This window comes from Geothrix terrae (genome assembly GCF_022808775.1).
In the GTDB taxonomy this organism is placed as follows: domain Bacteria; phylum Acidobacteriota; class Holophagae; order Holophagales; family Holophagaceae; genus Geothrix; species Geothrix terrae.
The window spans coordinates 158,321-182,948 of record NZ_JAKZLA010000004.1 but is presented as its reverse complement, the minus strand read 5'-3'; the positions used below and the strand labels follow the sequence as shown (position 1 = coordinate 182,948).

At 68.6% G+C, this 24,628-nt stretch carries 24 protein-coding genes; 21 read left to right on the top strand and 3 right to left on the bottom strand.

Going from position 1 to position 24,628, the window contains the following annotated elements; all coding sequences use genetic code 11:
* Window positions 1–83 precede the first annotated feature (83 nt).
* Window positions 84–1,490: a hypothetical protein gene (locus MLE42_RS09595; protein WP_243287662.1), complete on the top strand. Its 1,407-nt coding sequence runs from the start codon at window positions 84–86 to the stop codon at window positions 1,488–1,490.
* On the opposite strand, the gene MLE42_RS09590 is transcribed toward MLE42_RS09595, so the two are convergent.
* The gene (locus tag MLE42_RS09590) at window positions 1,475–2,929 is read right to left on the bottom strand and encodes an HAD-IG family 5'-nucleotidase (RefSeq protein WP_243287661.1); all 1,455 of its coding nucleotides are present in this window, start codon (window positions 2,927–2,929) and stop codon (window positions 1,475–1,477) included. The two genes, MLE42_RS09595 and MLE42_RS09590, sit on opposite strands and share 16 nt — an antisense overlap.
* A 71-nt stretch (window positions 2,930–3,000) precedes the next feature.
* On the opposite strand from MLE42_RS09590, the gene surE reads away from it, so the two are divergent.
* The 8 genes from surE (at window position 3,001) to MLE42_RS09550 (ending at window position 10,137) form a co-directional block, all read left to right on the top strand.
* On the top strand, window positions 3,001–3,807 hold the full coding sequence (gene surE / locus MLE42_RS09585; protein ID WP_243287660.1) for a 5'/3'-nucleotidase SurE: 807 nt from the start codon (window positions 3,001–3,003) through the stop codon (window positions 3,805–3,807).
* 76 nt (window positions 3,808–3,883) lie between these two features.
* Window positions 3,884–5,962, top strand: a complete 2,079-nt coding sequence (locus tag MLE42_RS09580) for a S9 family peptidase (protein WP_243287659.1) — start codon at window positions 3,884–3,886, stop codon at window positions 5,960–5,962.
* Between the two features lie 25 nt (window positions 5,963–5,987).
* Window positions 5,988–6,665, top strand: coding sequence for a hypothetical protein (locus MLE42_RS09575; protein WP_243287835.1), 678 nt, complete (start codon window positions 5,988–5,990; stop codon window positions 6,663–6,665).
* A gap of 85 nt (window positions 6,666–6,750) precedes the next feature.
* Window positions 6,751–7,392, top strand: a complete 642-nt coding sequence (locus MLE42_RS09570; protein ID WP_243287658.1) for a protein-glutamine glutaminase family protein — start codon at window positions 6,751–6,753, stop codon at window positions 7,390–7,392.
* A gap of 170 nt (window positions 7,393–7,562) precedes the next feature.
* Window positions 7,563–8,519 carry an NAD-dependent epimerase/dehydratase family protein gene (locus MLE42_RS09565; protein ID WP_243287657.1) on the top strand — a complete coding sequence of 319 codons (957 nt, stop codon included), beginning with the start codon at window positions 7,563–7,565 and terminating at the stop codon, window positions 8,517–8,519.
* Window positions 8,507–8,812 (top strand): putative quinol monooxygenase, encoded by a 306-nt coding sequence (locus MLE42_RS09560; protein WP_243287656.1) that lies wholly within the window; start codon window positions 8,507–8,509, stop codon window positions 8,810–8,812. The genes MLE42_RS09565 and MLE42_RS09560 overlap by 13 nt, the downstream gene beginning before the upstream one ends.
* Before the next feature lie 174 nt (window positions 8,813–8,986).
* On the top strand, window positions 8,987–9,517 hold the full coding sequence (locus MLE42_RS09555) for an SET domain-containing protein (protein WP_243287655.1): 531 nt from the start codon (window positions 8,987–8,989) through the stop codon (window positions 9,515–9,517).
* Between the two features lie 26 nt (window positions 9,518–9,543).
* Window positions 9,544–10,137 (top strand): hypothetical protein, encoded by a 594-nt coding sequence (locus tag MLE42_RS09550; RefSeq protein ID WP_243287654.1) that lies wholly within the window; start codon window positions 9,544–9,546, stop codon window positions 10,135–10,137.
* A gap of 1 nt (window position 10,138) precedes the next feature.
* On the opposite strand, the gene MLE42_RS09545 is transcribed toward MLE42_RS09550, so the two are convergent.
* The gene (locus MLE42_RS09545; protein WP_243287653.1) at window positions 10,139–11,113 is read right to left on the bottom strand and encodes a patatin-like phospholipase family protein; all 975 of its coding nucleotides are present in this window, start codon (window positions 11,111–11,113) and stop codon (window positions 10,139–10,141) included.
* Between the two features lie 93 nt (window positions 11,114–11,206).
* On the opposite strand from MLE42_RS09545, the gene MLE42_RS09540 reads away from it, so the two are divergent.
* The gene (locus MLE42_RS09540; RefSeq protein ID WP_243287652.1) at window positions 11,207–13,300 is read left to right on the top strand and encodes a M3 family metallopeptidase; all 2,094 of its coding nucleotides are present in this window, start codon (window positions 11,207–11,209) and stop codon (window positions 13,298–13,300) included.
* 108 nt (window positions 13,301–13,408) lie between these two features.
* On the opposite strand, the gene MLE42_RS09535 is transcribed toward MLE42_RS09540, so the two are convergent.
* Entirely contained in the window at window positions 13,409–13,927 is a 519-nt protein-coding gene (locus MLE42_RS09535; RefSeq protein WP_243287651.1) for a KdsC family phosphatase, read from the bottom strand.
* Between the two features lie 249 nt (window positions 13,928–14,176).
* On the opposite strand from MLE42_RS09535, the gene MLE42_RS09530 reads away from it, so the two are divergent.
* From MLE42_RS09530 to cydB, 11 genes are all read left to right on the top strand, one after another.
* On the top strand, window positions 14,177–14,506 hold the full coding sequence (locus MLE42_RS09530; protein ID WP_243287650.1) for an ArsR/SmtB family transcription factor: 330 nt from the start codon (window positions 14,177–14,179) through the stop codon (window positions 14,504–14,506).
* 50 nt (window positions 14,507–14,556) lie between these two features.
* On the top strand, window positions 14,557–15,906 hold the full coding sequence (locus MLE42_RS09525; protein WP_243287649.1) for a TolC family protein: 1,350 nt from the start codon (window positions 14,557–14,559) through the stop codon (window positions 15,904–15,906).
* Window positions 15,903–16,937, top strand: a complete 1,035-nt coding sequence (locus MLE42_RS09520; protein WP_243287648.1) for an efflux RND transporter periplasmic adaptor subunit — start codon at window positions 15,903–15,905, stop codon at window positions 16,935–16,937. The genes MLE42_RS09525 and MLE42_RS09520 overlap by 4 nt, the downstream gene beginning before the upstream one ends.
* Window positions 16,927–20,280, top strand: coding sequence for an efflux RND transporter permease subunit (locus MLE42_RS09515; protein WP_243287647.1), 3,354 nt, complete (start codon window positions 16,927–16,929; stop codon window positions 20,278–20,280). The genes MLE42_RS09520 and MLE42_RS09515 overlap by 11 nt, the downstream gene beginning before the upstream one ends.
* Before the next feature lie 64 nt (window positions 20,281–20,344).
* Window positions 20,345–20,557: a YgaP family membrane protein gene (locus MLE42_RS09510; protein WP_243287646.1), complete on the top strand. Its 213-nt coding sequence runs from the start codon at window positions 20,345–20,347 to the stop codon at window positions 20,555–20,557.
* A complete protein-coding gene (locus MLE42_RS09505) occupies window positions 20,545–20,727 on the top strand; it encodes a DUF6132 family protein (RefSeq protein WP_243287645.1) in 183 nt (60 codons plus the stop codon). The genes MLE42_RS09510 and MLE42_RS09505 overlap by 13 nt, the downstream gene beginning before the upstream one ends.
* Window positions 20,728–20,781: 54 nt before the next feature.
* Entirely contained in the window at window positions 20,782–21,105 is a 324-nt protein-coding gene (gene trxA / locus MLE42_RS09500; RefSeq protein ID WP_243287644.1) for a thioredoxin, read from the top strand.
* Entirely contained in the window at window positions 21,105–21,455 is a 351-nt protein-coding gene (locus tag MLE42_RS09495; protein ID WP_243287643.1) for a rhodanese-like domain-containing protein, read from the top strand. The genes trxA and MLE42_RS09495 overlap by 1 nt, the downstream gene beginning before the upstream one ends.
* Before the next feature lie 11 nt (window positions 21,456–21,466).
* Complete coding sequence (locus MLE42_RS09490; RefSeq protein ID WP_243287642.1) at window positions 21,467–21,877, top strand: OsmC family protein; 411 nt, start codon at window positions 21,467–21,469, stop codon at window positions 21,875–21,877.
* Between the two features lie 289 nt (window positions 21,878–22,166).
* Complete coding sequence (locus MLE42_RS09485; protein ID WP_243287641.1) at window positions 22,167–23,501, top strand: cytochrome ubiquinol oxidase subunit I; 1,335 nt, start codon at window positions 22,167–22,169, stop codon at window positions 23,499–23,501.
* A gap of 9 nt (window positions 23,502–23,510) precedes the next feature.
* Window positions 23,511–24,557, top strand: a complete 1,047-nt coding sequence (cydB, locus tag MLE42_RS09480) for a cytochrome d ubiquinol oxidase subunit II (RefSeq protein WP_243287640.1) — start codon at window positions 23,511–23,513, stop codon at window positions 24,555–24,557.
* Window positions 24,558–24,628: the final 71 nt, after the last annotated feature.

Sequence of the window (24,628 nt, the reverse complement as noted above, 5' to 3'; positions counted from 1 at the left end):
CCGGTCCGGATCCACCGTTCGCCGATCCACGGCCATGGCCAGGACGATCGGGCCTACTTTGGAGGCGTCCCGTCGGGGGTTCCATGTCGTCCTTCCTCATGTCCGAAGCCGCCGCCCTGGTCCGAACGGTGCAGGCCATCACGGCGTTCATCCTGGCCCTGGTGTTCGGGGTGGTCACCCTGCGCGCCGCCGAGCCGGAACCTCGAATCGTCTCTCTGAAGGGCTTCGAGGCCGTCGAGGTGAAAAGCCAGGGCTTCACCCTGCCGCGGCCCATGAAGATCCACGTCTACGCCAAGGGCGGAGGCCTCCGGCGCCTGGTCCATGCCCGGCCTGACGAGCCCCTCTTCGCCTACGGCTGGATCCTCAACGCCACCACCCGCGAAGTGGTGTGGCAGATGGACGGCGCGAACACGAAGCGGGACTGGGATTACCGCGTGGCGGACCAGTATCTGGACCTGCCCGCCGGAAGCTACGAGACCTACTTCGCCAACCACGGCTTCGGCCAGAGCCTGCTCCTCGCCCAGTGGACCCGCAACATCGACCGGCGCACCCTCCCGTCGGAGCTGGCCGAGCGTCCCCGGGGCTTCCTGGCGGCCTTCGGAGCGGACCGCACCAGCCTCCTCCACCACTGGAAGGAGCAGGTGGGGAACTACGGGCTGGAGCTCTACCTGCCCGGCGGCAACCCCGCCGAGGTGGCCGTCTTCGAGGCCCCACTGCGCTGGAAGAACATCCTCGTGTCCCTGGCTGCCACCACGGATGAGGGCCAGTGGTCCCAGGCCTTCCATGTCCGGAAGCCCGTGACGCTGCACGTCTACGCCGAGGGCGAGGGAAGCGGCCGGCGCATGCACGATTACGGCTGGATCCTCGACGCCCGCACCCGCGCCCGAGTGTGGGAGATGAGCATGGACAAGGCCCAGTTCGCCGGCGGGGCGCGGAAGAACCGTCGCCAGGTGGAAACGGTCACGCTGCCGCCCGGCGACTACGAAGCGGCCTTCGTCACGGACGACTCCCACTCCCCCGCGGACTGGAACGCCGCGCCGCCCTGCGACCCCGGGATGTACGGCCTGACGCTGTCGGCGCCCTCGGACGCGGACCTGGCGGCCATCTCCCTGACGAAGCCCCTGGCCTGGACCGCGCTGGCGGAGCTGGTGCGGGTGGGGAACGGCCAGGACCGCAGCGCGGCCTTCACCCTCGGGGCGGCCCGCGACGTGCGGATCTATGCCGTCGCCGAAGGCACCGGCGACGGGATGGCCGATGAGGCCTGGATCGAGGACGCTGCGGGGAACCGCGTCTGGACCATGGCGTACGACCACACGCGGCACGCCGGCGGAGCCACGAAGAACCGCCTGGCCGACGAGGTGGTCAGCCTGGCCAAGGGGACCTTCACCCTGCGGTTCCGCACGGACGACAGCCATGCCTACGGCCACTGGAACAGCGACCCGCCCTGGGACCCGGAGCACTACGGCATCACGGTCTACGCGGGCAGGTGATCCAAGGGATCGTGGGGCAGGCTTCCCCGGGGTGAGCGGAAGTAGGCGAAAGGCGTGGCGTGCAGGAAGTTCGACACGCGGCTGGTGTAGATGTCCGCGTAGCGCTCGATCTGGCGGGTGAGGTGGCTCTTGTCGTTGCCGGCCCGGGTGAGCAGGCCCCAGCGGGCGTTCACCAGCTCGGTGCCGGCCTTGGCCAGGGGCGCGATCTCGGCGTCCAGGGCCACCAGCTGGCCGCGGAGGTCATGCACCCTCGCCTCCAGGGCGGCGGCGTCGGCGGCGGGTGCGGGGCCGTAGCCCGTGTGGAGGCGCTGGAGGGCCAAGCGCGTCTGGGAGAGCCGGGTCTCCAGGATCTCCTTCTCGCGCATCAGGGCCATGAGCTTCCGTTCTGTCTCTCCGAACGCCTCCAGGGCCTCCACCTCGCGTTCCAGCTCCCGCAGCACCAGGGCCGTGCGCCAGCTGAGGGAGCGCTTGCTCACGTGGACGTCGCCGAACATGTGGTCACCCACGTAGAGGATCTCGTCGCCGGAGATGCCCAGGTCCCGCTCCACCTGGGACGCGCTCCCGCCCAGGTAGAGGCCGCCGGGCCGGAGAGGGCCCATCAGGGGGCGCAGCAGGCCGGACTCGTCCACCACCTCGAAGAACGGGCCTCGCTCGGTGAAGAAGGCGGGCTTCCGGGCGGCCACGATCACCAGGTCGAAGAGCTGCCGCCAGGTCATGCCTTCCGGCAGGTGCCGGTCGTAGGCGTGGGCCATCATCTTCGCGGTGAAGCTCCACTCGGAGTTCGTGATGAGCATCAGCTTCTTGCCCGCGGCTTTCTGGTCCAGCAGGGCCAGGGCCGCCTCGGGGTCCTGCACCACGTAGCGCTCGGGCGCCGCAGCGATCTCGGCCTTCAGGTGGCCTTCAAGGTGCTGTGCGTCCACCCGGGAGCGCACATGCCGGTAGAGGCTGGCGTATTCGAAGGGGCGGGGCAGGGCGCCCTGGTCCAGCAGGTCCACGGCCTGGGCGTAGAGGCATCCCTCCGAGAGGGAGAACAGCGTGTTGAGGAAGACCCAGCGGGGATCCGAGAGGTCCACCAGCGTGCCCGTGTAGGCGTCCCGCTGCTCGGCGAACTCCAGCATGCGCGTGCCGTGCATGGCCCGCTTCACAAAGCCGAAGCGGTTGGCCTTCACCAGGTTGCCCAGCTCCGTGTCCACGATGAGGCCGCGGGTCACCATGCGTGGGTCGAAGGCGAGGGCGTCCACGGGCCAGCCTTCGGAGCCGAGCCGCTCCCGGGCCTGGTCGTAGACCATCTGCTCGAAGGCGGCCACCCGGTAGTCCACCAGGGTGTAGTCCATGTCGTAGCCGATGGCCCGCACGGAGCGCAGGTTCAGCGTCCGGTTGCAGAAGATGCCACGGCCGCGGGGTGGGACGAGGGGCGCGGAGGAAGCAGGTTCGGCCATGGGGCAGGATACCAAGGGCGGGTGGTGGACGCAGGCCCTCCCGGAGGCCAGTCTGGAAGTGGAGCCCGCGCATGACCCACCGCCCCCTGTTCTTCCTCACCAACGACGACGGCATCCAGTCCCCGGGCCTCCGGGCGGCGGTCCGGGCCGTGCGCGACCTGGGCGAGGTGCTGGTGGTGGCTCCGGCGACGCAGCAGACGGCCATGGGCCGCAGCTTCACGGGCCGGCCCGAGGCGGGGCTGGAGGCGGTTCCCTTTGAGGTGGACGGTGCGGCGGTCCGGGCCTACGCCTGCGAGGGCTCGCCGGCTTCAGTGGTGCGCCACGGCCTCCACCTCCTGTGCCGGGACCGCCGTCCGGATCTGCTGGTCTCCGGCATCAACTACGGCGAGAACGTGGGCATCAGCATCGGCGCCTCGGGCACCGTGGGGGCCGCCATGGAGGCCGCCGCCCGCGGCATTCCGGCCCTGGCGGCCTCCCAGCAGATGCACCCGGACCACTTCATGCGCCACGAGTCCCGCGACTGGGGCGCCGCGGAGCACTTCCTGCGCCTGTTCGCCCGGAAGCTCGTGCGCGCCCGGCTGCCGCAGGACGTGGATCTGCTGAAGCTGGACGTGCCGGAGGACGCCACGCCGGAGACACCCTGGCGGCTGAGCCGGCTCTCGCGGCAGCGATACTTCGAGCTCGCCTTCGAGGACCCGGGGCTCCACAGCCGCCTGAAGGACGGGCGCGTCACCGTGCAGGTGGACCACAACGCCCTGGAGCCGGACTCGGATGTCCACGCCCTCGTCCGCGAGCGGGTGGTGGCCGTCACGCCCCTGAGCCTGGACGCCACCTCCCGCGCCGATTTCGCGGATATCCACCGGGCCCTGGAGGGCTGAACCACCGGGCCCTGGAGGGCTGAGCACGCAAGGGGATGGCGGTCATGCGATGCTGGGAGGCTGTCCCGGAGGGTCCATGCGCTGTTTCTGCCTCGTCCCGATCGCGTCCCTGATCCTGGCCCTTCCCGCGGCCGCCGCGGCGAAGCGCGCCTTCACCATCGAGGACCTCTACCGCCTCAAGGGCGTGCAGCACCTGGCCCTGAGCCCGGACGGGTCGAAGCTGGCCTTCGAAGTGTCCACGCAGGATCTGAAGGCCTCCGCGCGGAACACGCAGATCTGGGTGCTCGACACAGCCACGGGCGCCTCGCGGCAGCTCACCTTCTCCGGCAAGTCCGACACGGCGCCCCAGTGGTCCAAGGACGGGAAGACGCTCTACTTCCTCTCCAGCCGCGCCGGGGGCAGCCAGCTCTGGGCCCTGGACCTGGCGGGTGGCGAGGCCCGCAAGGTGACCGGTTTCGAGGCCGGCGTGGGCGCGCCCAAGCTGATGCCCGGCGGGAACCAGGTGGTGTTCGAGGCTTCGGTCTTCCCCGAGGCCATGGCGGATGGCGCGAAGCAGAAGGAGCTGGCCGACAAGCTGGAGAAGGGCCCCGTGCAGGCCCATCTGGCGGACTCGCTGCTCTACCGGCACTGGACCGAGTGGCGGGACTTCCAGGTGAGCCACCTCTTCAAGGCCACCTTCGAAGGCAAGGTCGAGGCCCTCACCAGCGGCACACAGGATCACCCGGCCTTCTGGCAGACCTGGGATCTGAGCCCTGACGGCAAGGAGGTCTGCGTCACCACCAACACCGATCCCGTGCCGGCCCGCAGCACCAACCAGGATCTGTTCCTGATCTCCCTGGATGGCGACCGCACCCCGCGGCGCATCACGGGGGACAACCCCGCCGCGGACCAGGACCCCAAGTATTCGCCGGATGGCCGCTACATCGCCTACCGGTTCCAGACCAAGCCCGGCCATGAATCCGACCGCTTCCGCCTGGCCGTCTACGACCGGCAGACGAAGGCGCGGAAGGTCCTGACCGAGGCCATCGACAACTGGGTTGATACCTTCCAGTGGTCCGCCGACGGCAAGGCGATCTGGTTCACCGTGCAGGAGAAGGGCCGCTGGCCGCTGTTCCGCGTGGAGGTGGCCACCGGGAAGACGGCCCGCATGCTGGAGGGCCAGAGCATCCGCGAGTTCCAGGTGAGCCCGGACCAGAAGGCCGTCTACCTCAGCAAGACCCGCGTGGGCGAGCCCGTGGAGGTCTGGCGCTACACCTTCGAGGCGAAGGAGCTGAAGCGCCTCACGGCCTTCAACCAGGCCGTGGCCGAGGAGGTGGACATCCGGCCCGCCGAAGAGCAGTGGGTGAAGGGCGCGGACGGCAAGGACATCCAGGTGTTCCTGGTGAAGCCCCATGACTTCGACCCCGCGAAGAAGTACCCGCTCATCCTCAACGTCCACGGTGGCCCGCAGATGATGTGGTCGGACACGCTGCGCGGCGACTGGCAGGTGTATCCCGGCGCGGGCTACATCGTGGCCTTCCCGAACCCGCATGGCTCCACCGGCTACGGCCAAGCCTTCACGGACGCCATCAGCGGCGACTGGGACGGCAAAGTGCAGACCGACATCGCGAAGGTGGCCGATCATCTCGCGGCGCTGCCCTACGTGGACAAGGACCGCATGGGCGCCATGGGCTGGAGCTGGGGCGGCTACGCCATGATGTGGCTGGAGGGGCACACCACGCGCTTCAAGGCCCTCGCCGCCATGATGGGCGTCTATGACCTTCGCTCCATGCACGGCGCCACCGAGGAGCTGTGGTTCCCCGAGCACGACCTCACCGGCACGCCCTGGGACCAGGCCGCCGCCTACGAGCGCATGAACCCCAGCAGCCACGCGAAGACCTTCAAGACGCCCTGCCTCGTCATCACCGGCGAGCGAGACTACCGCGTGCCCTACACCCAGAGCCTGCAGTTCTTCACGGGCCTCCAGGAGATGGGCGTGCCCAGCCGCCTCATCGTCTTCAAGAACGACGGCCACTGGCCGGACAACCTGAAGTCCATGCCCGTCTACTACAACGCCCACCTCGAGTGGTTCCAGACGTACCTGGGCGGCGGCGCCGCCCCCTGGAAGACCGAGGACCTGGTGCGGAACCTGGTGTTCGGGAACGCCGGGAAGTAGCATCGGGTCAGTCCCCGGAGATCCCATGCGTCGAACGGTCGTGCCTGCCCTGATGCTCGCCTTCCTCTTGGCCTGCGCCGAGAAGGAGGCGCCGGCTCCCGCCGCAGCTCCGGCCACGACCCCGGCCGCAACGCCGGCCGCTGGCGCGCCCGCCGCCCAGCCCTCACCTCAGCCCTCGGCCCAGCCGACCACCGCCGGGACGAAGGCCGAGCCAGCGGCCCCGGCTCCCAAGGCCGCCGAGACGGCTCCCAAACCGGCCCCGGCCACGCCCGCTCCCGCGGTCACGCCCGCGGTCACGCCCGCGGCCACGCCCAGCCCTGCGCCCACTCCGGCGCCCGTGGCCGCGCCTGCTCCGGCGCCCGCCGCGGCCCCGACGCCTGCGCCCAAGCCGGCGCCCGCCGCCGCGAGCCCCATGCCTTCCATGGCCAACAACGGCCATGCCGCGGTGGGAGCCGGAGCCTGCAAGATGTGCCACCGCCTTCAGCACGACTCCTGGTCCGCCTCGGCCCACGCGAAGAAGGGCCTCGACTGCGAGGCCTGCCACGGCAACGGCGCCGACTACAAGGCCATGGGCGTCATGAAGAACCTGGCGGCGGCCAAGGCCGCGGGCCTAGCCCTGCCCACCCTCGATTTCTGCCGGAAGTGCCACGGCGCCAAGGCCGATGCGGCGCTCTTCGCCCGGGTCCACGCCCACAAGGGCTGACCCGATGGGAGCCACCTTCGATCCCGCCCCGGGGTTCAGGGGCGGGGTCCCCAATTCCTTGTCCGCCACCGATCGGAGTTCCGCCGTGACCCTGCGCCTTCCCCTCGTCCTGGCCCTCCAGATCGGGCTTGTCGCCGTGGCCCAAGGGGCACACGCCAATCCGGGGCTCACGCAGATCCTGGATTCCCCGGACAACGGCCAGCACATCGCCGTATCCGTGATCGAACCCCAGGAGGCGGGGGACCTCTTCACCGAGCTGGCGAGGCGTTCCGACATCCCACACGGGTTCCTGCTGGACGGCAACTACGCCCGGGCCCACAAGATGGTGCGCATCCTCGACGACCGGGGCGTGATGGCGGCCAAGGCCTGGGTGGAGGGTGAGCTCTTCGTGGACAGCCAGCGCTTCGGCGAGGTGGGCCTGACCTACCACGTCGCACCTGTCGTGTTCGTCAGGGAGGGCAAGACCCCGACGGTCCAGGTCCTCGATCCCTCGCTCTTCGACCGGCCCGTGCCCTACGCCACGTGGAAGGCCAAGCTCCTGGCGAAGGCGAAGGCCAAGCTGACGCGGGCCTACTTCACCACGCGGTTTGCCTACGATCCCGACGACCGCACGAAAGCCCTGACCGACTACGAGGAGGAGCCCCTGCGGGACATGAACAGCACCAACCGGGACTTTGATCGCAAGCTGTTCATGTTCGACCGCGCGACGGCCCTCAAATCCCATTGATGGTGGGCTGGGCGGCCCCTCAGGGCTTCGCGGCCTTCAGCTTCCAGTAGCTCCCCCCGCCTGCCGTGCGCAGCTCCAGGCCGCGGCGGGCGGAAGTCGATATGTTGACCTGATTGGTCGAGATTGTTATCGTCCCTTCTCCACGAGCTGTCTTCACTCAGGGAGCGTGCATGGCGGAGATCTGCGTCATCGGAGGGACCCGGTATTTCGGCAAGCTGATCGTCCGCAGGCTCCTGGCCCAGGGGCACCGGGTGACGATCCTGACGCGAGGGCGCTCGCAGGATGATTTCGGAGATTCGGTCCAGCGGCTGAAGGCCGATGCGAACGACGCGGCCGCGCTGGCGGCCGCCCTCGGGGAGCGCACCTTCGACGCCGTCCTCCACCAGATGTGCTATTCGCCCATCGCCGCGCTGGCGGCCAGCCTCGCGTTCAAGGGGCGCACCCGGCGCCTGGTCATGACCTCCACCATCGAAACCTACAATCCCCGCACGTTCGAGGACCGAGAGGTCCCGACCCTGAGTCCGTGGGCGCTCGAGAGCGGACTGAATCCGGAGACCTACGCCTACGATGAGAGCCTCCCCTGGCTCGACCCGGTCTTCGCGGAAGGCCATTACGGCGAAGGCAAGCGCCAGGCCGAGGCCGCGCTGGCCCAGACGGCCTCCTTCCCGGTCGCCTTCGTCCGAGTCGGGCACGTGCTCTCGGACAAGGATGAATTCACCGGCCGCTTCAGCTTCCACGTGGACCGCATGCTGACGGGGAGACCCATCCTGACCTGGCCCGGGTCGGGGAAGAGCTCCTTCATCCATGCCGAGGACATCGCCGCCTTCCTGGCCTGGGCCACCACGGCCACGTTCACCGGCGCCGTCAACGCCTGCTCCCCTGAAGGGCTCGACGTGCGTGACCTCTGCGCCGCCATCGGGGTGGCCAGTGGACGGGTGGCCCGCATCGAGGAAGCGGCCGATCCCGGCGCGGACGAGGCCTGTTCACCCTTTTCCTTCCCCCAGACCCTATGCATGTCGACGGCCCGAGCCGCCGGGCTGGGCTACCGGTTCACCCCCGCCTCGGACTGGCTGCCGGGGGTTGCGGCCGCTGCGGTCGCCGCTGCGAGGTCCTCATGTTCCATCTGATCGTCATCCTTTCCGCGAAGGCGCCCGCCGACGTGGAGCCCATCGCCGAGGCTCTGGTCCGCATGCGCCCGCTCTGCCTCGCGGAACCGGGTTGTGTCCGCTGGGAGGCCTACCAGTCGGACGCCGAGCCGGGGCGGTTCGTGCTCGTGGAGCACTGGCAGACCCAGGAGCTGTGGGAGGCCCATGGCGAGCTTCCCGCGATCCAGACCATCTACATGCCCGAGGTCTTTCCCCGGGTCACGCGCGAGGTGCACCCTTCCCACCTTCTGGGAGGGGCTCCCGGAAACCGCTGAGGGGGGCTTCTCCGTGTTCCGGGTTCACGGGGCCCTTCCTCCGAGCGGGCCGCCCGAATTTCCTGTTCACACACCCGAGGCGGGGGCATGATGGGGGCCGCCGCCATCAGTCCCCCTCGCCGATCCGCCGCTTCATTCCACAACCGTTCCGCCATGGACCTTCCGGGAGGTGGCATGCCGAGCACCAAAGGCCCAGGGCAGGACAGGGACTTCATCCGGGTCCAGGCTTCGGGCATCCACGGCACCGGGGTCTTCGCCAAGCGACCGATCCCGAGGGGGACGCGGGTCCTCGAATATGCCGGCCGGCGCATCGCCAAGACGGAGCTGCTGGCCGCGGCGGGACGGGGGGAGCGGACGCTGACGTACGTCCTGAACCTGGACCTGGACACGGCCATCGACGGCGCGGATCAGGGCAACGACGCCCGCTTCGTCAACCACAGCTGCGAGCCCAACTGCGAGGTCTACATCTTCGACGGGACGCCCTACGTCTACGCCATGCAGGAGATTCCGGCCGGGGCCGAGCTGACCTTCGACTACAAGCTGCAGTCCGTCGGCTCGTCGCGCCTCTCCCGCGGCCTGAGCCGCGAGCTCTTCCCCTGCCACTGCGGGGCCCCGACCTGCCGGGGCACCCTGGTGGCCCTCCCGAAGCGGCGCGCGAAGGCCGGGCGCGCCACCCCCGCACAGGCTGCCCCGCCGCAGGGTTGATGCGGCACCACCCACGAGGAGGACCCATGAAGCGGAAACCCAGCAGCAAGTCGCAGTCTCCGGCGGTCGCGATGCTCTCCGCCAGCGTGTTCCTGACCTCCGGCGCCTCGGCCCAGGCCACCCGACCCCAGCCTCCCAAACCCCAGTCCCCCTCACCCCAGTTCATGGGCCAGGCCGCTCCGGGCAAGCCCCAGGCGCTGCCCGCGGTCCAGAGCCCTGCCGCCAGCCGCCGGGAGGCCGCGGCCACCACCATCAAGTTCGCCGGCACCTTCATGAAGTGGCGGGGCAGCCTGTCCGTGGCGGGCATGCTGAACGGCCGCCCGGTCTTCAAGACGCCCCAGGGCGAGTACTTCCAGGTGGAGCCGAACACCGGCGACCTGCAGTTCCACAGCGCCGAGTCCCTGGGCTACATCAAGCTCGCGCCCGCCCCGGGCCGGGCCATGGCGCCGGGCCAAGCCATGGCGCCGGGTCGGGCCGGCTACCTCAAGTTCGACGGCATCAAGGGCGAGCAGCGGGTGTCCGTGGCGGGCGTGGACGCCCAGGGCCGCGTCATCCAGGAGAATGCCCGGGGTGAGCGCTTCTACCTCAACCCCATGGGCGACATGGTGTTCGTGAAGTAGATCAAGGCTGCGGGGTGGCCGCCGCCATCCGGGCGGCCACCCACTTGTCGATGGCCTGGCGGATGGCGGGCATGGCCTGCTGGGCGGCCACGATGCCCGCCTCCATGCAGCGCTTCTTCTGGGTGAAGTCCAGGGTGCCCACGTCGCCGATGGCCGGCGAGATGAGCACGTCCGCGTCCTTCTTCGAGTGCTCCACATTGAGGGCGAACATGATGTTGGCGGCCTGGAGGCTCACGCCCAGCAGGTTGGTGATGTCCGTGTTCCCCACGTTGGCGCTGATGTCCACGGCGATGACGAGGTCGGCGCCCTTGGCGCGGGCCACGGAGATGGGGATGTTGTCCACCACGCCACCGTCCACCAGGATCTTGCCCATGTGCTGCACGGGCTGGAACACGCCGGGAATGGCCGAGCTGGCGCGCACGGCGCGGGCCACGGAGCCCCGGTCCAGCACCACCTTCTGGCCCCAGTTGAGGTCCGTGGCCACGGCCGCGAAGGGGATCTTCAGCTGCTCGATGTTGGCCGGCCTGATGTGGCCCTTGACCCAGGTCTCGAGCTTGTCGCCCTTGGCGAAGCCCATGCCCGCCACGGTGGAGATCACACCAAAGTCGAAGAGGTCCTCCTTCTGCAGCTGGAAGGCGGTCCACTCCAGCTCGAAGCTGTTGCGGTCCGCGGCGTAGATGGCGCCGATGAGGCTGCCCACGCTGGTGCCGACCACCAGGTCCACCGGGATCTTCTCCTGCTCCAGGGCGCGGATGACGCCGATATGCGCGAACCCGCGCGCGGCACCGCCACCCAGCACCAGGGCGATCTTCGGCTTGGGCGGGGGGCCCTGCGGCTTGGGTGGGGCCGGGGGCTGGACCTGGGGTGGCGGCGCCTGGGGCACCACCACGGGAGCCTGGGGCTGGCAGGCCAGGAACAGGGAGAGACCCAGCAGGGCCCCGGCCCGAGCGATGCGCGAGGAGATGAGGCTGGTCATGCCCTGAGGATATCCGATCCTTCCGGGGCTTTCCGGGGAGCAACCCCTCGTAAGATGATGCTAGAGTGGAGTATGACCCCCCAGGAGCCTTCCATGCGTCCCGCCTCCGCCTTGGCCGCCCTCATGACCCTGCCCGCCCTGGCCGCTGATCCGGCCATTGCCGCCAACCCCTTCTTCGGCGAATGGAAGACCCCCTTCGGCGTGCCGCCCTTCGCGGAGATCCAGGAAGCGCACTTCCTTCCGGCCTTCAAGGAGGGCATGGTCCGCCAGAGGGCCGAGGTGGCCGCCATCGCCGACGCCAAGGAGGCCCCCACCTTCGCCAACACCATCGTGGCCCTGGACCTGTCCGGCCAGTTCATGGACCGCATCGGCTCCGTCTTCTTCAACCTCACCGGCGCCGAGACGAATCCGAAGCTCCAGGCCGTGAATCGCGAGGTGATGCCCCTTCTGGCGGCCCACCGCGACGACATCAACCTGGACGCCAAGCTCTTCGGGCGCGTGAAGGCCGTGTGGGATGGCCGGGCTGCGCTGAAGCTGGAGCCCGACCAGGCCCGCCTCCTGGAGCGCACCTACAAGGGCTTCGTGCGCGCGGGCGCCGCGCTCACGCCCGCCCAGCAGACCCGCATGCGAGCCATCAATGCGGAGCTGTCCAAGCTGGGCGTGGACTTCGGCGATCGCCTGCTCAAGGCCACCAAGGCCTTCCGGCTGGTGATCGACAAGCCCGAGGACCTGGCGGGCCTGCCCGAGGGCACGCGCCTGGCGGCTGCCGCCGCGGCGAAGAAGGCGGGGCAGGACGGGAAGTGGCTGTTCACCCTGGATGGCCCCAGCATCTGGCCCTTCCTGGAGTACGCCCAGAACCGCGACCTGCGGAAGCGGATCCTCACGGGCTACCTGGAGCGCTGCAACCAGGGCGGCGACACCGACACCAACGCCATCGTCGCCCAGGTGGCGGCCCTGCGCGTGGAGAAGGCCCAGCTGCTGGGCTACCGCACCTGGGCGGAATTCGTGCTCGAAGAGAACATGGCCAAGGATCCCAAGGGCGTCTATGGCCTGCTGGACCAGATCTGGAAGCCCGCGCTGGACGTGGCCAAGAAGGAGCGGGCCGAGCTGCAGGCCATGATGGCCAAGGACCTTCCCGGACAGAAGCTGGAAGCCTGGGACTGGCGCTACTACGCCGAGAAGGTGAAGCAGGCCAAGTACGACTTCGACGAGGAATCGGTGAAGCCCTACTTCGCCATCGATGCTGTGCGGCAGGGGGCGTTCACGCTGGCGGGCCGACTCTACGGCATCACCTTCACGGAGCTGAAGGACATGCCCGTCTACCAGAAGGACGTGCGCTGTTTCGAAGTGAAGGAGAAGGACGGCCGCCACCTGGGCCTCATCTACGTGGACTACCATCCGCGTCCCGGCAAGCGCGGCGGCGCCTGGATGAGCAGCTACCGGCCCGCCTGGGTGAAGGACGGGAAGCAGGTGGACCCGGTGGTGGTGAACGTCTGCAACTTCACGGCCCCGGCGGGCGACCGGCCCGCGCTGCTGACCTCGGACGAGGTGCGAACCCTCTTCCACGAGTTCGGCCACGGCCTCCATGGCCTCTTCTACAAGGGCCGCTACCGCGGCACCGCCGGCACGCCCCGGGATTTCGTGGAGCTGCCCAGCCAGGTCATGGAGAACTGGGCCATGGAGCCGGCGATGCTGAAGCTCTACGCCAAGCACTACAAGACCGGCGAGGTCATCCCGGACGCCCTGGTGGCCAAGATGAAGAAGGCCGCCACCTTCGGCCAGGGCTTCGCCACCGTGGAGTACATGGCGGCCTCCCTGCTGGACATGGACTGGCACACGCTGACCACCACCAAGCCCCAGGACACCGCCGCCTTCGAGAAGGCCTCCCTGGCCAAGTGGGGCCTCCTCGCCGAGATCCCGCCCCGCTACCGCAGCCCCTACTTCAACCACATCATGGGCGGCTACGCGGCGGGCTACTACAGCTACATCTGGAGCGCCGTGCTGGACAGCGACGCGTTCCAGGCGTTCAAGGAGAAGGGCAACCTCTTCGACTCCGCCACCGCCGCCAAGTTCCGCGCCGAGGTGCTGTCCAAGGGGGGCACGATCGATCCGGGGCAGCTCTACCGGAACTTCCGCGGCCGTGATCCCAAGGTGGAGCCCCTGCTGGAGAAGCGCGGGCTGAAGTAGGGGCTCCCCCGGGCTTCAACGGATCTCCCCGAAGGACACGAAGGAAAGCGGAACGCGAAGACCGCGAAAACGCCCTTCGTGGAGATCCTTTCGTTGCTGGGTCGAAGGCTAGTACCGGCCCACGATCTCGTCCCACCGCCCCTGGGCCTTCAGGATCCGCTCAGCCGCCCGGCGCAGCACGCCCCGGCCGCCGGGGACGGGCACGGTCCAGTGGCAGATGGCCTTCACCTCGTCCGCCGCATCCGAAGGGCAGCAGGCCAGGCCCACGCGGCGCAGCAGGGGCAGGTCCGGCAGGTCGTCGCCCAGGTGGCCGACCTGATCGTAGGCCAGGCCGTACTTGGCGCAGAGCTGGTCAAGGATGGGCAGCTTGTCCAGGTGGCCGGCGAAGCAGTCCTCCACACCCAGGTCCCGGGCCCGGTTCACGGTGGCCCCGGCATCCAGGCCTGAGATGAAGGCCACGGGGATGCCCGCCCGCTGCAAGTGCTTGATGGCGGCCCCGTCCCGCACGTGGAAGGCCTTCGTGTGGCCGGGCTCCGGGCCGTAGTGCAGGGCGCCGTCGGTGAGGACCCCGTCGATGTCGGTGCAGAGCAGGCGGATCTTAGCGGCGCGGGCGTCCAGGTCCTCCACGGGGGCCTCCTGCCTCAGCCTAGCATTGCGGGCCGGGCCTGGCGGACTGGGGGGGAAGTCCCACGGACCTCCGGGTGGATTTTCCCGGTAAAGAGATGATGTCCATCACGAATCCCCGCAAATCCCCGCAGATGGATGGAATGTCGGTTGCTGGATGCTCCGATGGATATACAGTTTTCCAGTGGAGACCAGATTTCCGGGTTGACAAGACATGAAACCGGATGAATATAGTCGCATGGAGTTGAAATCGTGAACCATCAGCTCAGCAATCCCATGATCGAAGAAGTGAGCGGCCTGTTCAGCGCCCTGGGCGACGCCTCCCGCCTGAAGATCCTCCGCTCCCTCCTCGACAACAAGGGCCCCCTCAGCCAGGGGGCCGTGGCCGAGGCCTCGGGCTTGTCCCAGGCCAACGCGTCGAAGCACCTGGCCTGCCTGGTGCGCGTGGGCCTCGTGACCCGCGAGCCCGAGGGCAATGCGGTGTACTTCACCCCCGTGATGCCCCTGGTGGGCGAGCTCTGCGATCTGGTGTGCGGTCATGTGACCGATCGTGCAAAGATGACCTATAAGGCTCTTAAATGAACGAATGCTTTTATATGTAGTTGCTTTTTTTTGTTTAGGAGTATTCCTTTATGAACATTAAAGCCATCACGGGATTGAGCTTGGCGCTGCTGTCGGGGGGAAGCCTCCTGGGGCAGGATGGCTTGACCGTGGCCGACAGCATCCGGAAGGCATGGCGCGACCAGGCCGGCCTCCGCGCGGGCCAGGCCATGGTGGAATCCCGCCAAGCGGAAGCTGAAGGCACCCGCGACCTCCGGTTGCCGAGCCTCACGCTCCAGGCCCAGGGGATCCGCACCAACGAGCCCATGATGGCCTTCGGCATCAAGCTGAACCAGGCCCGCATCGCCGCGGCGGACTTCAACCCCGACAGCCTGAACCACCCGGATGCCATCGGCGCCTATGGTGGCTCGGCCGTGCTCCAGCAGCCGCTCTACACCGGCGGGCGGATCACCGCCGCCCGCCGGGCGGGCGACTTCATGGCCCAGGCCGAGGTGGCCAGCCAGGAGCGCCGGAAGCAGGAGACGGCCCAGGCGGTGGTGGAGGCCTACTTCGGCACCCAGGTGGCCGAGCAGGCCCTCAAGTGGGTGGAGGATTCCCGGACCTGGATCCAGGGCATGGAGGACTTCGTGGGGGCCCGCGTCAAGCAGGGCCTGATGCTGGAGTCGGAGCTCCAGCGCCTGAAGGCCTTCCACGCCCAGATCGACGCCCAGAAGGCCGACGTCACCAAGCAGGTGCGTTCCGCCCGTTCGGGACTGGGCCTCCTCACCGGCACGGGCCCCGTGGAGGGCCCGCTGGCCACGCCGCTGACCCTAGATTTCGAGGGGCGCATGCGCCCCTTGAAGGAACCCACGGATCCAGAGGCTGGGCTGCCCTCTGGCCGCCGGGGCGACCTGCTGGCCGCCGACCTCCAGGCCAAGGCCGCGACGGAAGGCGCCAAGGCCGCCAAGGGCAGCCTGCTTCCCGAAGTGGGCCTGGAGCTGGGGGCAGGCACCCTCCACCATTCCTGGTCCGACAAGGGGAACTGGACCTGGGCCGGCGTGGGCGTGAAGTGGAAGGTGTTCTCCGCGCCCGACCAGGCCAAGGCCCGGGCCGCCCGCGCCCAGGAGCGCGCCGCCCGCGAGATGCGGGACTTCAAGCAGCAGCAGGCCGAGCACGAGATCCGCGTGGCCAGGGAAGGCGTCCTCGCCGCCCAGGCCCGCTACGCCGCGGCGAAGGAATCCCTGGCCGCCGCCGAGGAATCCAAGCGTCTGCGGGAGGCCCGCCACAAGGAAGGCCTTGCGCCCCTCATCGAAGTGCTCGACGCGGAAGCCGCCGTGCAGGGCGCCCGCACCCTCATCCTCCAGAGCCTGTTCGATCTTCGCGTGAGCCGCGCCAGCCTTGATCTTGCGACCGGCACCCCCATCGAAGGAGTGAAGCCATGAAGTCAGCATTCGTGCTCGCCAGCCTGAGTGTGGCGTTGCTCGGGAATCTCGCATGCGGGAGCAAGCGGGATTCCCGGGTAGAGAAAGAACTGCCTCGGGTCGCGGTCTCCCTGGTGGCCGATGGCGCGCCGGAGGGCGGTGCCTGGGTGGCCGCCACGCTCCAGTCCAGCCGCACGGCCATGATGTCCACCCGCATGGCCGCCCAGGTCAAGCGCGTCCTCGTCCAGGAGGGCCAGCGCGTGTCCGCCGGCACCCTGCTCATCGCCCTGGGCGACGAGGACCTCCAGGGCCAGCTGAGGGCCGCAGAGACGGGACTCGCCACCGTCCAGGCGTACCACCGCCGCATCCAGGCCCTCCAGGCCCAGAAAGCCAGCACGGCCGTGGAACTGGAGCAGGTGGAAGCCCAGGTGGCCCAGGCCCAGGCCGGCGTCTCCTCCCTGAAGGCCAACATCGCCTACACGCAGATCCGCGCCCCCTTCGCCGGCGTGGTGCAGTCCCGGAAGGTCAACGAAGGCGACTTCGTCGGGCCCGGCACGCCCCTGCTGGAGCTGGTGGGCGACGGCGAGCAGGAGCTGCTTGCCACTGTGTCCGAGGGCGAGGCCAAGGGGCTCAAGGCCGGCGCCAAAGTGGCGTTCGAATCGGAGGGCGTCCAGGGCGAGGCCCAGATCACGGGCCTGGCTCCCGGCGGTGACCCCACCAGCCACAAGGGCACCCTGCGCGCCAAGGTGCTCAAGCCCAAGGGACTCCGGCAGGGTTCCTTCGCCCGCATCCTGGTGCCGGGCGCGAAGGCGGCCGCTGAGGGCCTCTCCGTGCCCCGCAGCGCCCTCGTGCAGCGGGGTGAGCTCACGGGCGTCTTCGTCGCCAAGGATGGCCATGCCGAGCTCCGCTGGCTCTCCCTGGGCGAAGGGGAGGGCAGCTTCCTGCCCGTGCGCTCGGGCCTGAAGGAGGGCGAGAAGGTCATCGACCATCCCGGTGCGCTCCAGGATGGCCAACCTGTCGAGATCTCCAGCGGGGTGAGCCGTGGCAAGTGAACATGGGGCAAGTGAGCCCAGACTGGGCCTGGCCGGGCGGCTGGCCAAGGGCTTCCTCCGCAGCAAGCTGACGCCGCTCATCGTCCTGGCCTCGCTGCTGCTGGGCGTCCTCGCCGTGGTCCTCACGCCTCGAGAAGAGGAACCCCAGATCATCGTCCCGATGGTGGACCTCTACGTGCCCTACCCGGGCGCGAGCCCCAAGGAGATCGAGAGCCAGGTCGCCACGCCCCTGGAGCGCCGCCTCTGGGGCATTCCCGGCGTCGAGTACCTCTACAGTACGAGCATGCCGGGCATGGCGCTCATCACCGTGCGCTTCAAGGTGAACGAGCCCCAGGAGCCCAGCCTGGTGAAGATCTACCAGGAACTGGCGGCCAATCCCCAGATCCTGCCGCCTGGGGCCATGAAGCCCATCATCAAGCTCCAGACCATCGACGACGTGCCCTTCCTGGTGCTCACGCTTCACGGCGAGGCCGGCTCCGGGCAGACGCCGGGGCAGCTCCGCCAGGTCGGCGAAGTCTTGGCGCGGGAGCTGTCCGATGTGCCGAACACCGCCCAGGTGAAGGTGGTCGGCGGCGCCCGGCGCATGGTCCGGATTGAGCCGGATCCCGACCGCCTCCGGTCCCTCAACATGTCCATCGGCGAGCTCCAGCCGGCCCTCCAGGCCGCCGAAGCCCAGCTGCCGGCGGGCGCGCTCGTGGACCACGGCAAGCGCACGGAGCTCGAGGCCACCGGTTTCGTGCTCCAGGCCTCCGAGCTGCGCCGCCTCGTGGTGGGCGTGCGGAACATGAAGCCCGTCTACCTCGCGGATGTCGCCCGGGTGGTGGATGCCCCCGAGTCCGAGCCGCCCATGGTCCTCTTCGCCGACGCGGCGCGGCCCGGCTTCGAGCCCGCGGTCAGCATCTCCCTGTCCAAGCGGGCCGGGGCGAACGCCACGGCCCTGGCGGAGCAGGTGCTCACCAAGGTGGAAGCCCTGCGGGGAACCCTCATCCCCCGCGATCTGAAGGTGACCGTCACCCGGAACTACGGCGAGACGGCCGGAGACAAGTCCAATGAGCTGATCGAGCACCTGCTCATCGCCACCCTCAGCGTCATCGCGCTCATCCTGCTGGCCATGGGCTGGCGTAGCGCGGTGGTGGTGGGCGTGGCCGTGCCGGTCACCCTGGCCCTCACGCTGCTCATCACCTACCTGTTCGGCTACACGTTGAACCGGGTCACGCTGTTCGCGCTCATCTTCTCCATCGGCATCCTGGTGGACGACGCCATCGTGGTGGTGGAGAACATCCACCGGCACCTGCATCTTCCCGGCCAGAAGAAGACCTTCGCCCGCATGGTGGTGGAGGCGGTGGACGAGGTGGGCAATCCCACGATCCTCGCCACGTTCGCGGTGATCGCGGCCATCCTGCCCATGGCCTTCGTGCGCGGGCTCATGGGCCCCTACATGCGGCCCATCCCCGTGGGGGCGAGCCTGGCTATGATCTTCAGCCTGGTCATCGCCTTCGTCATCAGTCCCTGGGCCAGCCTCATCGTGTTCCGGAAGGAGGCGCACCTCCCCGAGACCGATCCCTCCGGCCTCCATCCCGCCAGCCCCGACCAGGCGGCCCCCGAACCCGCCCAGCATCACCGGGGCCCTGACGAGGTGCCCGAAACCCGGTTCACCCGGATCTACCGGACCTCCATGCACGCCCTGCTGACCCGGCCCCGGGTCCGGTGGGCCTTCTTCGCCGGTGTGGTGGTCCTGCTGGCGGGTGCCATGTCCCTGGTGGGCTTCGGCGTGGTCAAGGTCAAGATGCTGCCCTTCGACAACAAGTCGGAGTTCATGGTCCAGCTGGACCTCCCGGCCGGGACGCCGAAGGAGGATGCCCTGGCCGCCGGTCAGGACATCGCCCGCCGTCTACTCAAGGACGCCACGGTCAAGGACGTGCAGGTCTATGCGGGCGAAGCCGCGCCCTTCACCTTCGTGGGCATGGTGCGCCACAGCTTCCTCCGCCAGGCGGCCGAGATGGTCGACATCCAGGTCAACCTGGTGCCCAAGGGCGACCGCAAGGAGCAGAGCCATGACATCGTCGTGCGCCTGCGCCCCGAGCTCGAGAAGATCTCGAAGCCGGCGGGGGCCCGCATGAAACTCGTGGAGATCCCGCCCGGGCCCCCGGTCATGGACACCATCGTGGCCGAGGTCTATGGGCCCTCCGAGGCCGAGCGCGCCCGCCTGGCCGGGGAGGTCCTCGGCGCCTTCAAGAGCGTGGACGGCATCGTGGACGTGGACTCCACCCTGAATCCGACCTCGCCCAAGATCAGCCTTGTCCTCGACCGCGAGAAGGCGGCCCTCCACGGGGTGGCCCCCGCCAGCGTCGTCCAGACGCTCTACATGGCGGGCTACGGCCATACCGTCGGAGCCTTCCACGTCCTGCGCGGCTCCAGCCAGGTGCCGGTGGTGGTGCAGCTCCCCTCCGAGAAGCGCCAGCGGCTGGATCAGATCCTCCAGCTCTATGTCCCGGGGGCCCGGGGCATGGTGCCCGTGCGGGAGCTGGTGACGGTGAAGGACGGGACCGAGGAGCCTGTCATCCACCACAAGAACCTGATGCCCGTCGCCTACGTCTTCTCCGACCTGGCGGGGACCATCGAGAGCCCCGTTTACGCCCTGGCCGCGCTGAACAAGAAGATCGACGCCCTCAAGGGCACCGGCGGCGCGAAGGTGGAGCGTCTCGGCCTGGCCCACCCCGAGAACACCGAGAACCTCATCATGAAGTGGGACGGCGAGTGGCACATCACCCTCGAGGTCTTCCGCGACCTCGGCATGGCCTTCGCCGCCGTGCTGGTGCTGATCTTCGTGCTGGTGGTGGGCTGGTTCGAGAGCTTCGAGATCCCCTGGGTGATCCTGGTTCCCATCCCGCTCTCCCTCATCGGGATCATCCCCGCCCACGGCCTCATGGGCGCCTTCTTCACGGCCACGAGCATGATCGGCTTCATCGCCGGGGCCGGCATCATCGTCCGCAACAGCATCATCCTGGTGGATTTCATCGAGCTGAAGCTGAAGGAGGGGATGTCGCTGGAATCCGCGGTGGAGGAGGCCGGCGTGGTGCGGTTCCGCCCCATGCTGCTGACGGCCGCCGCCGTGCTGGTGGGGAGCGCCGTCATGCTGGCGGACCCCATCTTCCAGGGCCTGGCCATCAGCCTCATGGCGGGCGAAGTGGCCGCCACCCTGCTGTCCCGCATCGCTGTGCCGGTGCTCTACTACGTCGTGGCCCGCCGGGGCCATGCGGCCAACCTGCAACGCCAGGCGGCTCTCGCCGTCGCGTCGCCTTCGCATAACCCGATCGCCCCCTCGAACGAGCAGGCGACATAAGAGGCCCTAACGAACCAACCAGGAAAGCGCTGGTTGGTTCGCAAGGCCCCCTAAGGAGTGATTCATGAACGTCGATCGCATCGTCCACACCGTCGCCGGCACATTCATCCTGCTGAGCCTCGCCCTGGCGAGGTTCCACAACCCGAACTGGATCTGGTTCACGGTCTTCGTGGGTGCCAACCTGCTCCAGAGCGGCCTCACCAACTGGTGCCTCATGTCCACCATCCTGCGCAAGCTCGGGGTGCCCGAAGGTGCGGGTGTGGGATGTTCCCGGTGAAGCCCGTGGCCCTCCGCATCCTCCTGGGCCTCGCGGTGGGTGGGGTCCTGGGCTACGCCTACCAGCGGCTGGTGGGCTGCAGCACGGGGACCTGTCCGCTCACTGCCACGCCCCTCCGCGCCATCACGTATGGCGCCGTGATGGGCCTGCTCTGGGCCGCGGCCAAGTAGGCCCCGCGGGCGGCCTCAGCTCCGCCTCTCCTCCTGTCCATTTCCGGAGTCGCCATGTCCGAAGTCATCCATCTCACCACCGAGGCCTTCCACAAGGTCTCCTCCCACGCGAATCCCGTGCTCATCGACTTCTGGGCCCCCTGGTGCGGTCCCTGCCGCATGCAGGGTCCCATCCTCGACGAGGTCGCCAAGACCGCGGGCGCCAAGGCCCTCGTGACGAAGGTCAACGTGGATGAGGAGCCGCTGCTGGCCGGCCAATTCGGCGTCCAGAGCATCCCCACCCTCGTGGTCCTCAAGGATGGCCGCATCCAGAGCCGCATGGTGGGCGTCCAGTCCGCGCACGCGCTTCTGGCGGCCCTCCAGCAGGCGGGTGCCTGATGGCCGAGTACTGGATCTACCTCATCCCGGTGGCCGCCATCGGCTACCTTCTGTGGAGCCGACGCTCGGCCTCGGCCGCGGACGTGAAGGCCATGCTGGAGCGAGGGGCCCAGATCGTGGACGTCCGCACCGCGGGCGAGTTCCGCACCGCCTCGCACCCGAAGGCCGTCAACATCCCTGCCGACCAGCTGGAGCAGCGCGCGAAGGAGCTGGATCCCGGACGTCCCGTGCTGCTCTGCTGCGAGAGCGGCAGCCGCAGCGGATTCGCCGCCTCCATCCTCAAGCGCAAGGGCTTCAAGGAGGTCCACAACCTCGGCTCCTGGCGGCGCATCGCCACCTTCCTCTCCTGAAAGGAACCTCCATGGAAGCACATGTCCGCTGGGAATCGGGCCTGACGTTCCAGGTGGACCAGGAAGGCCACCACTACCACATCGACGTGCCGGCCGGTGACGGGGCGCCCACCCAGGGACCCCGGCCCAAGGGACTCGTCCTGGCCGGGCTCGGCGGATGCACCGCCATCGATGTGGTGAGCATCCTCGAGAAGATGCGCGTGAAGCTGGAGGGCCTCGAGGTGCAGGTGAGCGCCGAGGCCCGGGAGGAACATCCGAGGATCTTCACCGGCATCCACGTCCGCTATGTGTTCCGGGGCAGGGACCTGCCCATGGACAAGCTGGAGCGCGCCGTGAAGCTGTCCGAGGAGACCTACTGCGGGGTGTCCGCCATGCTGCGGCCGGCCGTGCCCATCACGTCGGAGATCGTGGTCGAGGACTGACCGGCGGTCGAGCCTGGGCGGGGACGGCCCAATAAAAACGGCGGGCCCACCCCGGGCCCGCCTCCCCTACCCCTGAGCTTTCCGGAACCGCGAGCGGTCCAGTGCTGGGATGCGAATAGAATATGACTAAATAATGATTTAAGACTATTGAAAACAATGTGATTTCCATCACCGACGGTTTCCCGTTTGGTTTCAGCTCTTTGGAGGAGCCCCTCCACGGTTGGCGTGGGATACTGGCCGCGCATCATGGATCCAGAGGCGTCGCAGGCCATTCATTCCGGGAGAAACCATGGGTGATCCGCTTTTCTGGCACAGGCTTCAGTTCGGCTTCACGGCGACCTACCACTACCTTTTCCCGCAGCTGACGATGGGACTCGCCCTGGTGATCGTCGTGCTGAAGGCCATGGGCCTCCGCACCGGCGAGGCCCGCTACAACGATGCGGCCCGCTTCTGGATCAAGATCTTCGGCATCAACTTCGCCGTGGGCGTGGTGACGGGCATTCCGCTGGAGTTCCAGTTCGGCACGAACTGGGCGGCCTTCTCGCGATTCTCCGGCGGCATCATCGGCCAGACCCTGGGCATGGAAGGCATGTTCGCCTTCTTCCTGGAGAGCAGCTTCCTGGGGATGCTGATCTGGGGCGAGAAGAAACTCTCACCGAAGGGCCACTTCGGGGCCGCGCTGGCGCTGTGGATCGGCAGCTGGCTCTCGGGCTACTTCATCATCGCCACCAACGCGTTCATGCAGCATCCCGTGGGCTACACCCATGCCGCCGACGGCAGCCTCCAGCTGGCCAGCTTCTGGGCCTTCGTGCTCAACCCCTGGGCGCTGGGCCAGTACGCCCACAACATGATCGCCTCCGTGGTGACGGCTTCCTTCGTGGTGGCGGCCATCGGCGCCTACTGGACCCTCAAGGGCATCCACCCGGAGCAGGCCCGGCTGAACCTGCGGGCCGGCACGATCATGGGCCTGATCTTCAGCGTGCTCGTGGCCTTCCCCACGGGGGACATCTCCGGCAAGCTCGTGGCCAAGTACCAGCCCATCACGCTGGCGGCCATGGAGGGCCGCTTCGAGAGCGGGCCCCGCGCCAACCTCACCCTGGTGGGCCAGCCCAACGTGGCCCAGCGGCGGATCGAGAATCCCATCCAGCTGCCCGCCGTGCTGAGCTTCATCGCCTACGGCAGCTTCTCCAGCAACGTGAAGGGCCTGCTCGAGTTTCCCGAGGACCAATGGCCGCAGAACATCGAGCTCCTCTACTACAGCTTCCACATCATGGCGGGCCTGGGCACGATCATGATCGCCATCATGGGCCTGGCTGCCCTGCTGCTCTGGAAGAGCCGCCTCGATACGGCGCGTCCCATGCTCTGGGTGCTGATGCTGGCCTTCCCCTTCCCGTACATCGCCACGGCCGCGGGCTGGGCGGTGGCCGAGTTCGGCCGTCAGCCCTGGCTCATCTATGGCCTGCTGCGCACGATCCAGGGGGGATCCCCCACGGTGAACGCCGGCCACACTGCGTTCACGACGCTCGGATTCGCCGGCATCTTCGTGGTGCTGAGCGTCCTGTGGCTCTTCCTCATCGGCCGGGAGATCGCCCACGGCCCCGTCGCCCATACGCAGAAGGCCTAGGAGTCCGCCATGGAAATGCTCTGGTTCTGGCTCGTCTCCGTGATGGTCGCGATCTACGTGGTGATGGACGGCTTCGACTTCGGCGCCGGCATCCTGCACCTGGTGGTGGCCAAGACCAATGAGGAGCGCCGCGAGGTGCTGGGCGCCATCGGCCCCCTGTGGGACGGCAACGAGGTCTGGCTGCTGGCGGGTGGCGGCTCCATGTTCCTGGCCTTCCCCAAGGTGCTTGCCTCGGGCTTCTCCGGGTTCTACCTCGCCATCTGGCTGGTGGTCTGGTGCCTGATGGCCCGCGGGATCTCCATCGAGTTCCGGTCCCACCTGGAGGACGGCCTCTGGCGCCACTTCTGGGACGGCGCCTTCGCGTTCTCCAGCGTGCTGCTCCCCATCCTGTTCGGTGCGGCCCTGGGCAATGTCCTGCGGGGCGTGCCGGTGGACGGGAGCGGCTACTTCGAGATGGCGCTCTGGACCAACTTCCGCCAGGGCCCCCAGCCCGGCATCCTGGACTGGTACACCGTCCTCATCGGGGTGTTCGCCCTGGTGACCGTGGCGGGCCACGGCGCCCTGTTCCTGGCCTGGAAGACGGAGGGCGCCGTGCACGACCGCGCCAAGGGCCTCGCCATGAAGCTGTGGGGCGCCGTGCTGGTCCTGTGGATCGTGGCCAGCTACGCCACCTCGGCCGTGAACCCCGGCATCTTCCACCGCCTCCCGCAGGCCCCGCTGGGCTGGGTGGCCTCCCTGATCTTCCTTGCTGGCCTGGCCCTGGTGTTCGTGGGCCTCAAGCGGGAGCGCTTCCTGCTGGCCTTCCTGGGCTCCGGGGCCTTCATCCTCGGCCTCCTCGCGGCCAGCGCGGCCTGCGTCTATCCGGTGATGCTGAAATCCACCCTCGACCCCCAGTTCGATCTGACGGCCCTCAATGCCAGCGTGGGCTCCCACGGCCTCCGCGCGGGCCTGGTCTGGTGGCTCATCGGCTTCCCCATCGCCATCGGCTACCTGACCTTCCTCTTCCGCTTCCATCGGGGGAAGGTGAAGGCGGCGGCGGAGGGCGAGGGTTACTGACACGCTTTCGTGCTCACCTCAGAAAAACGGGCGCCAGGAGGCGCCCGTTTTTCTGAGGTGAGAACGACATG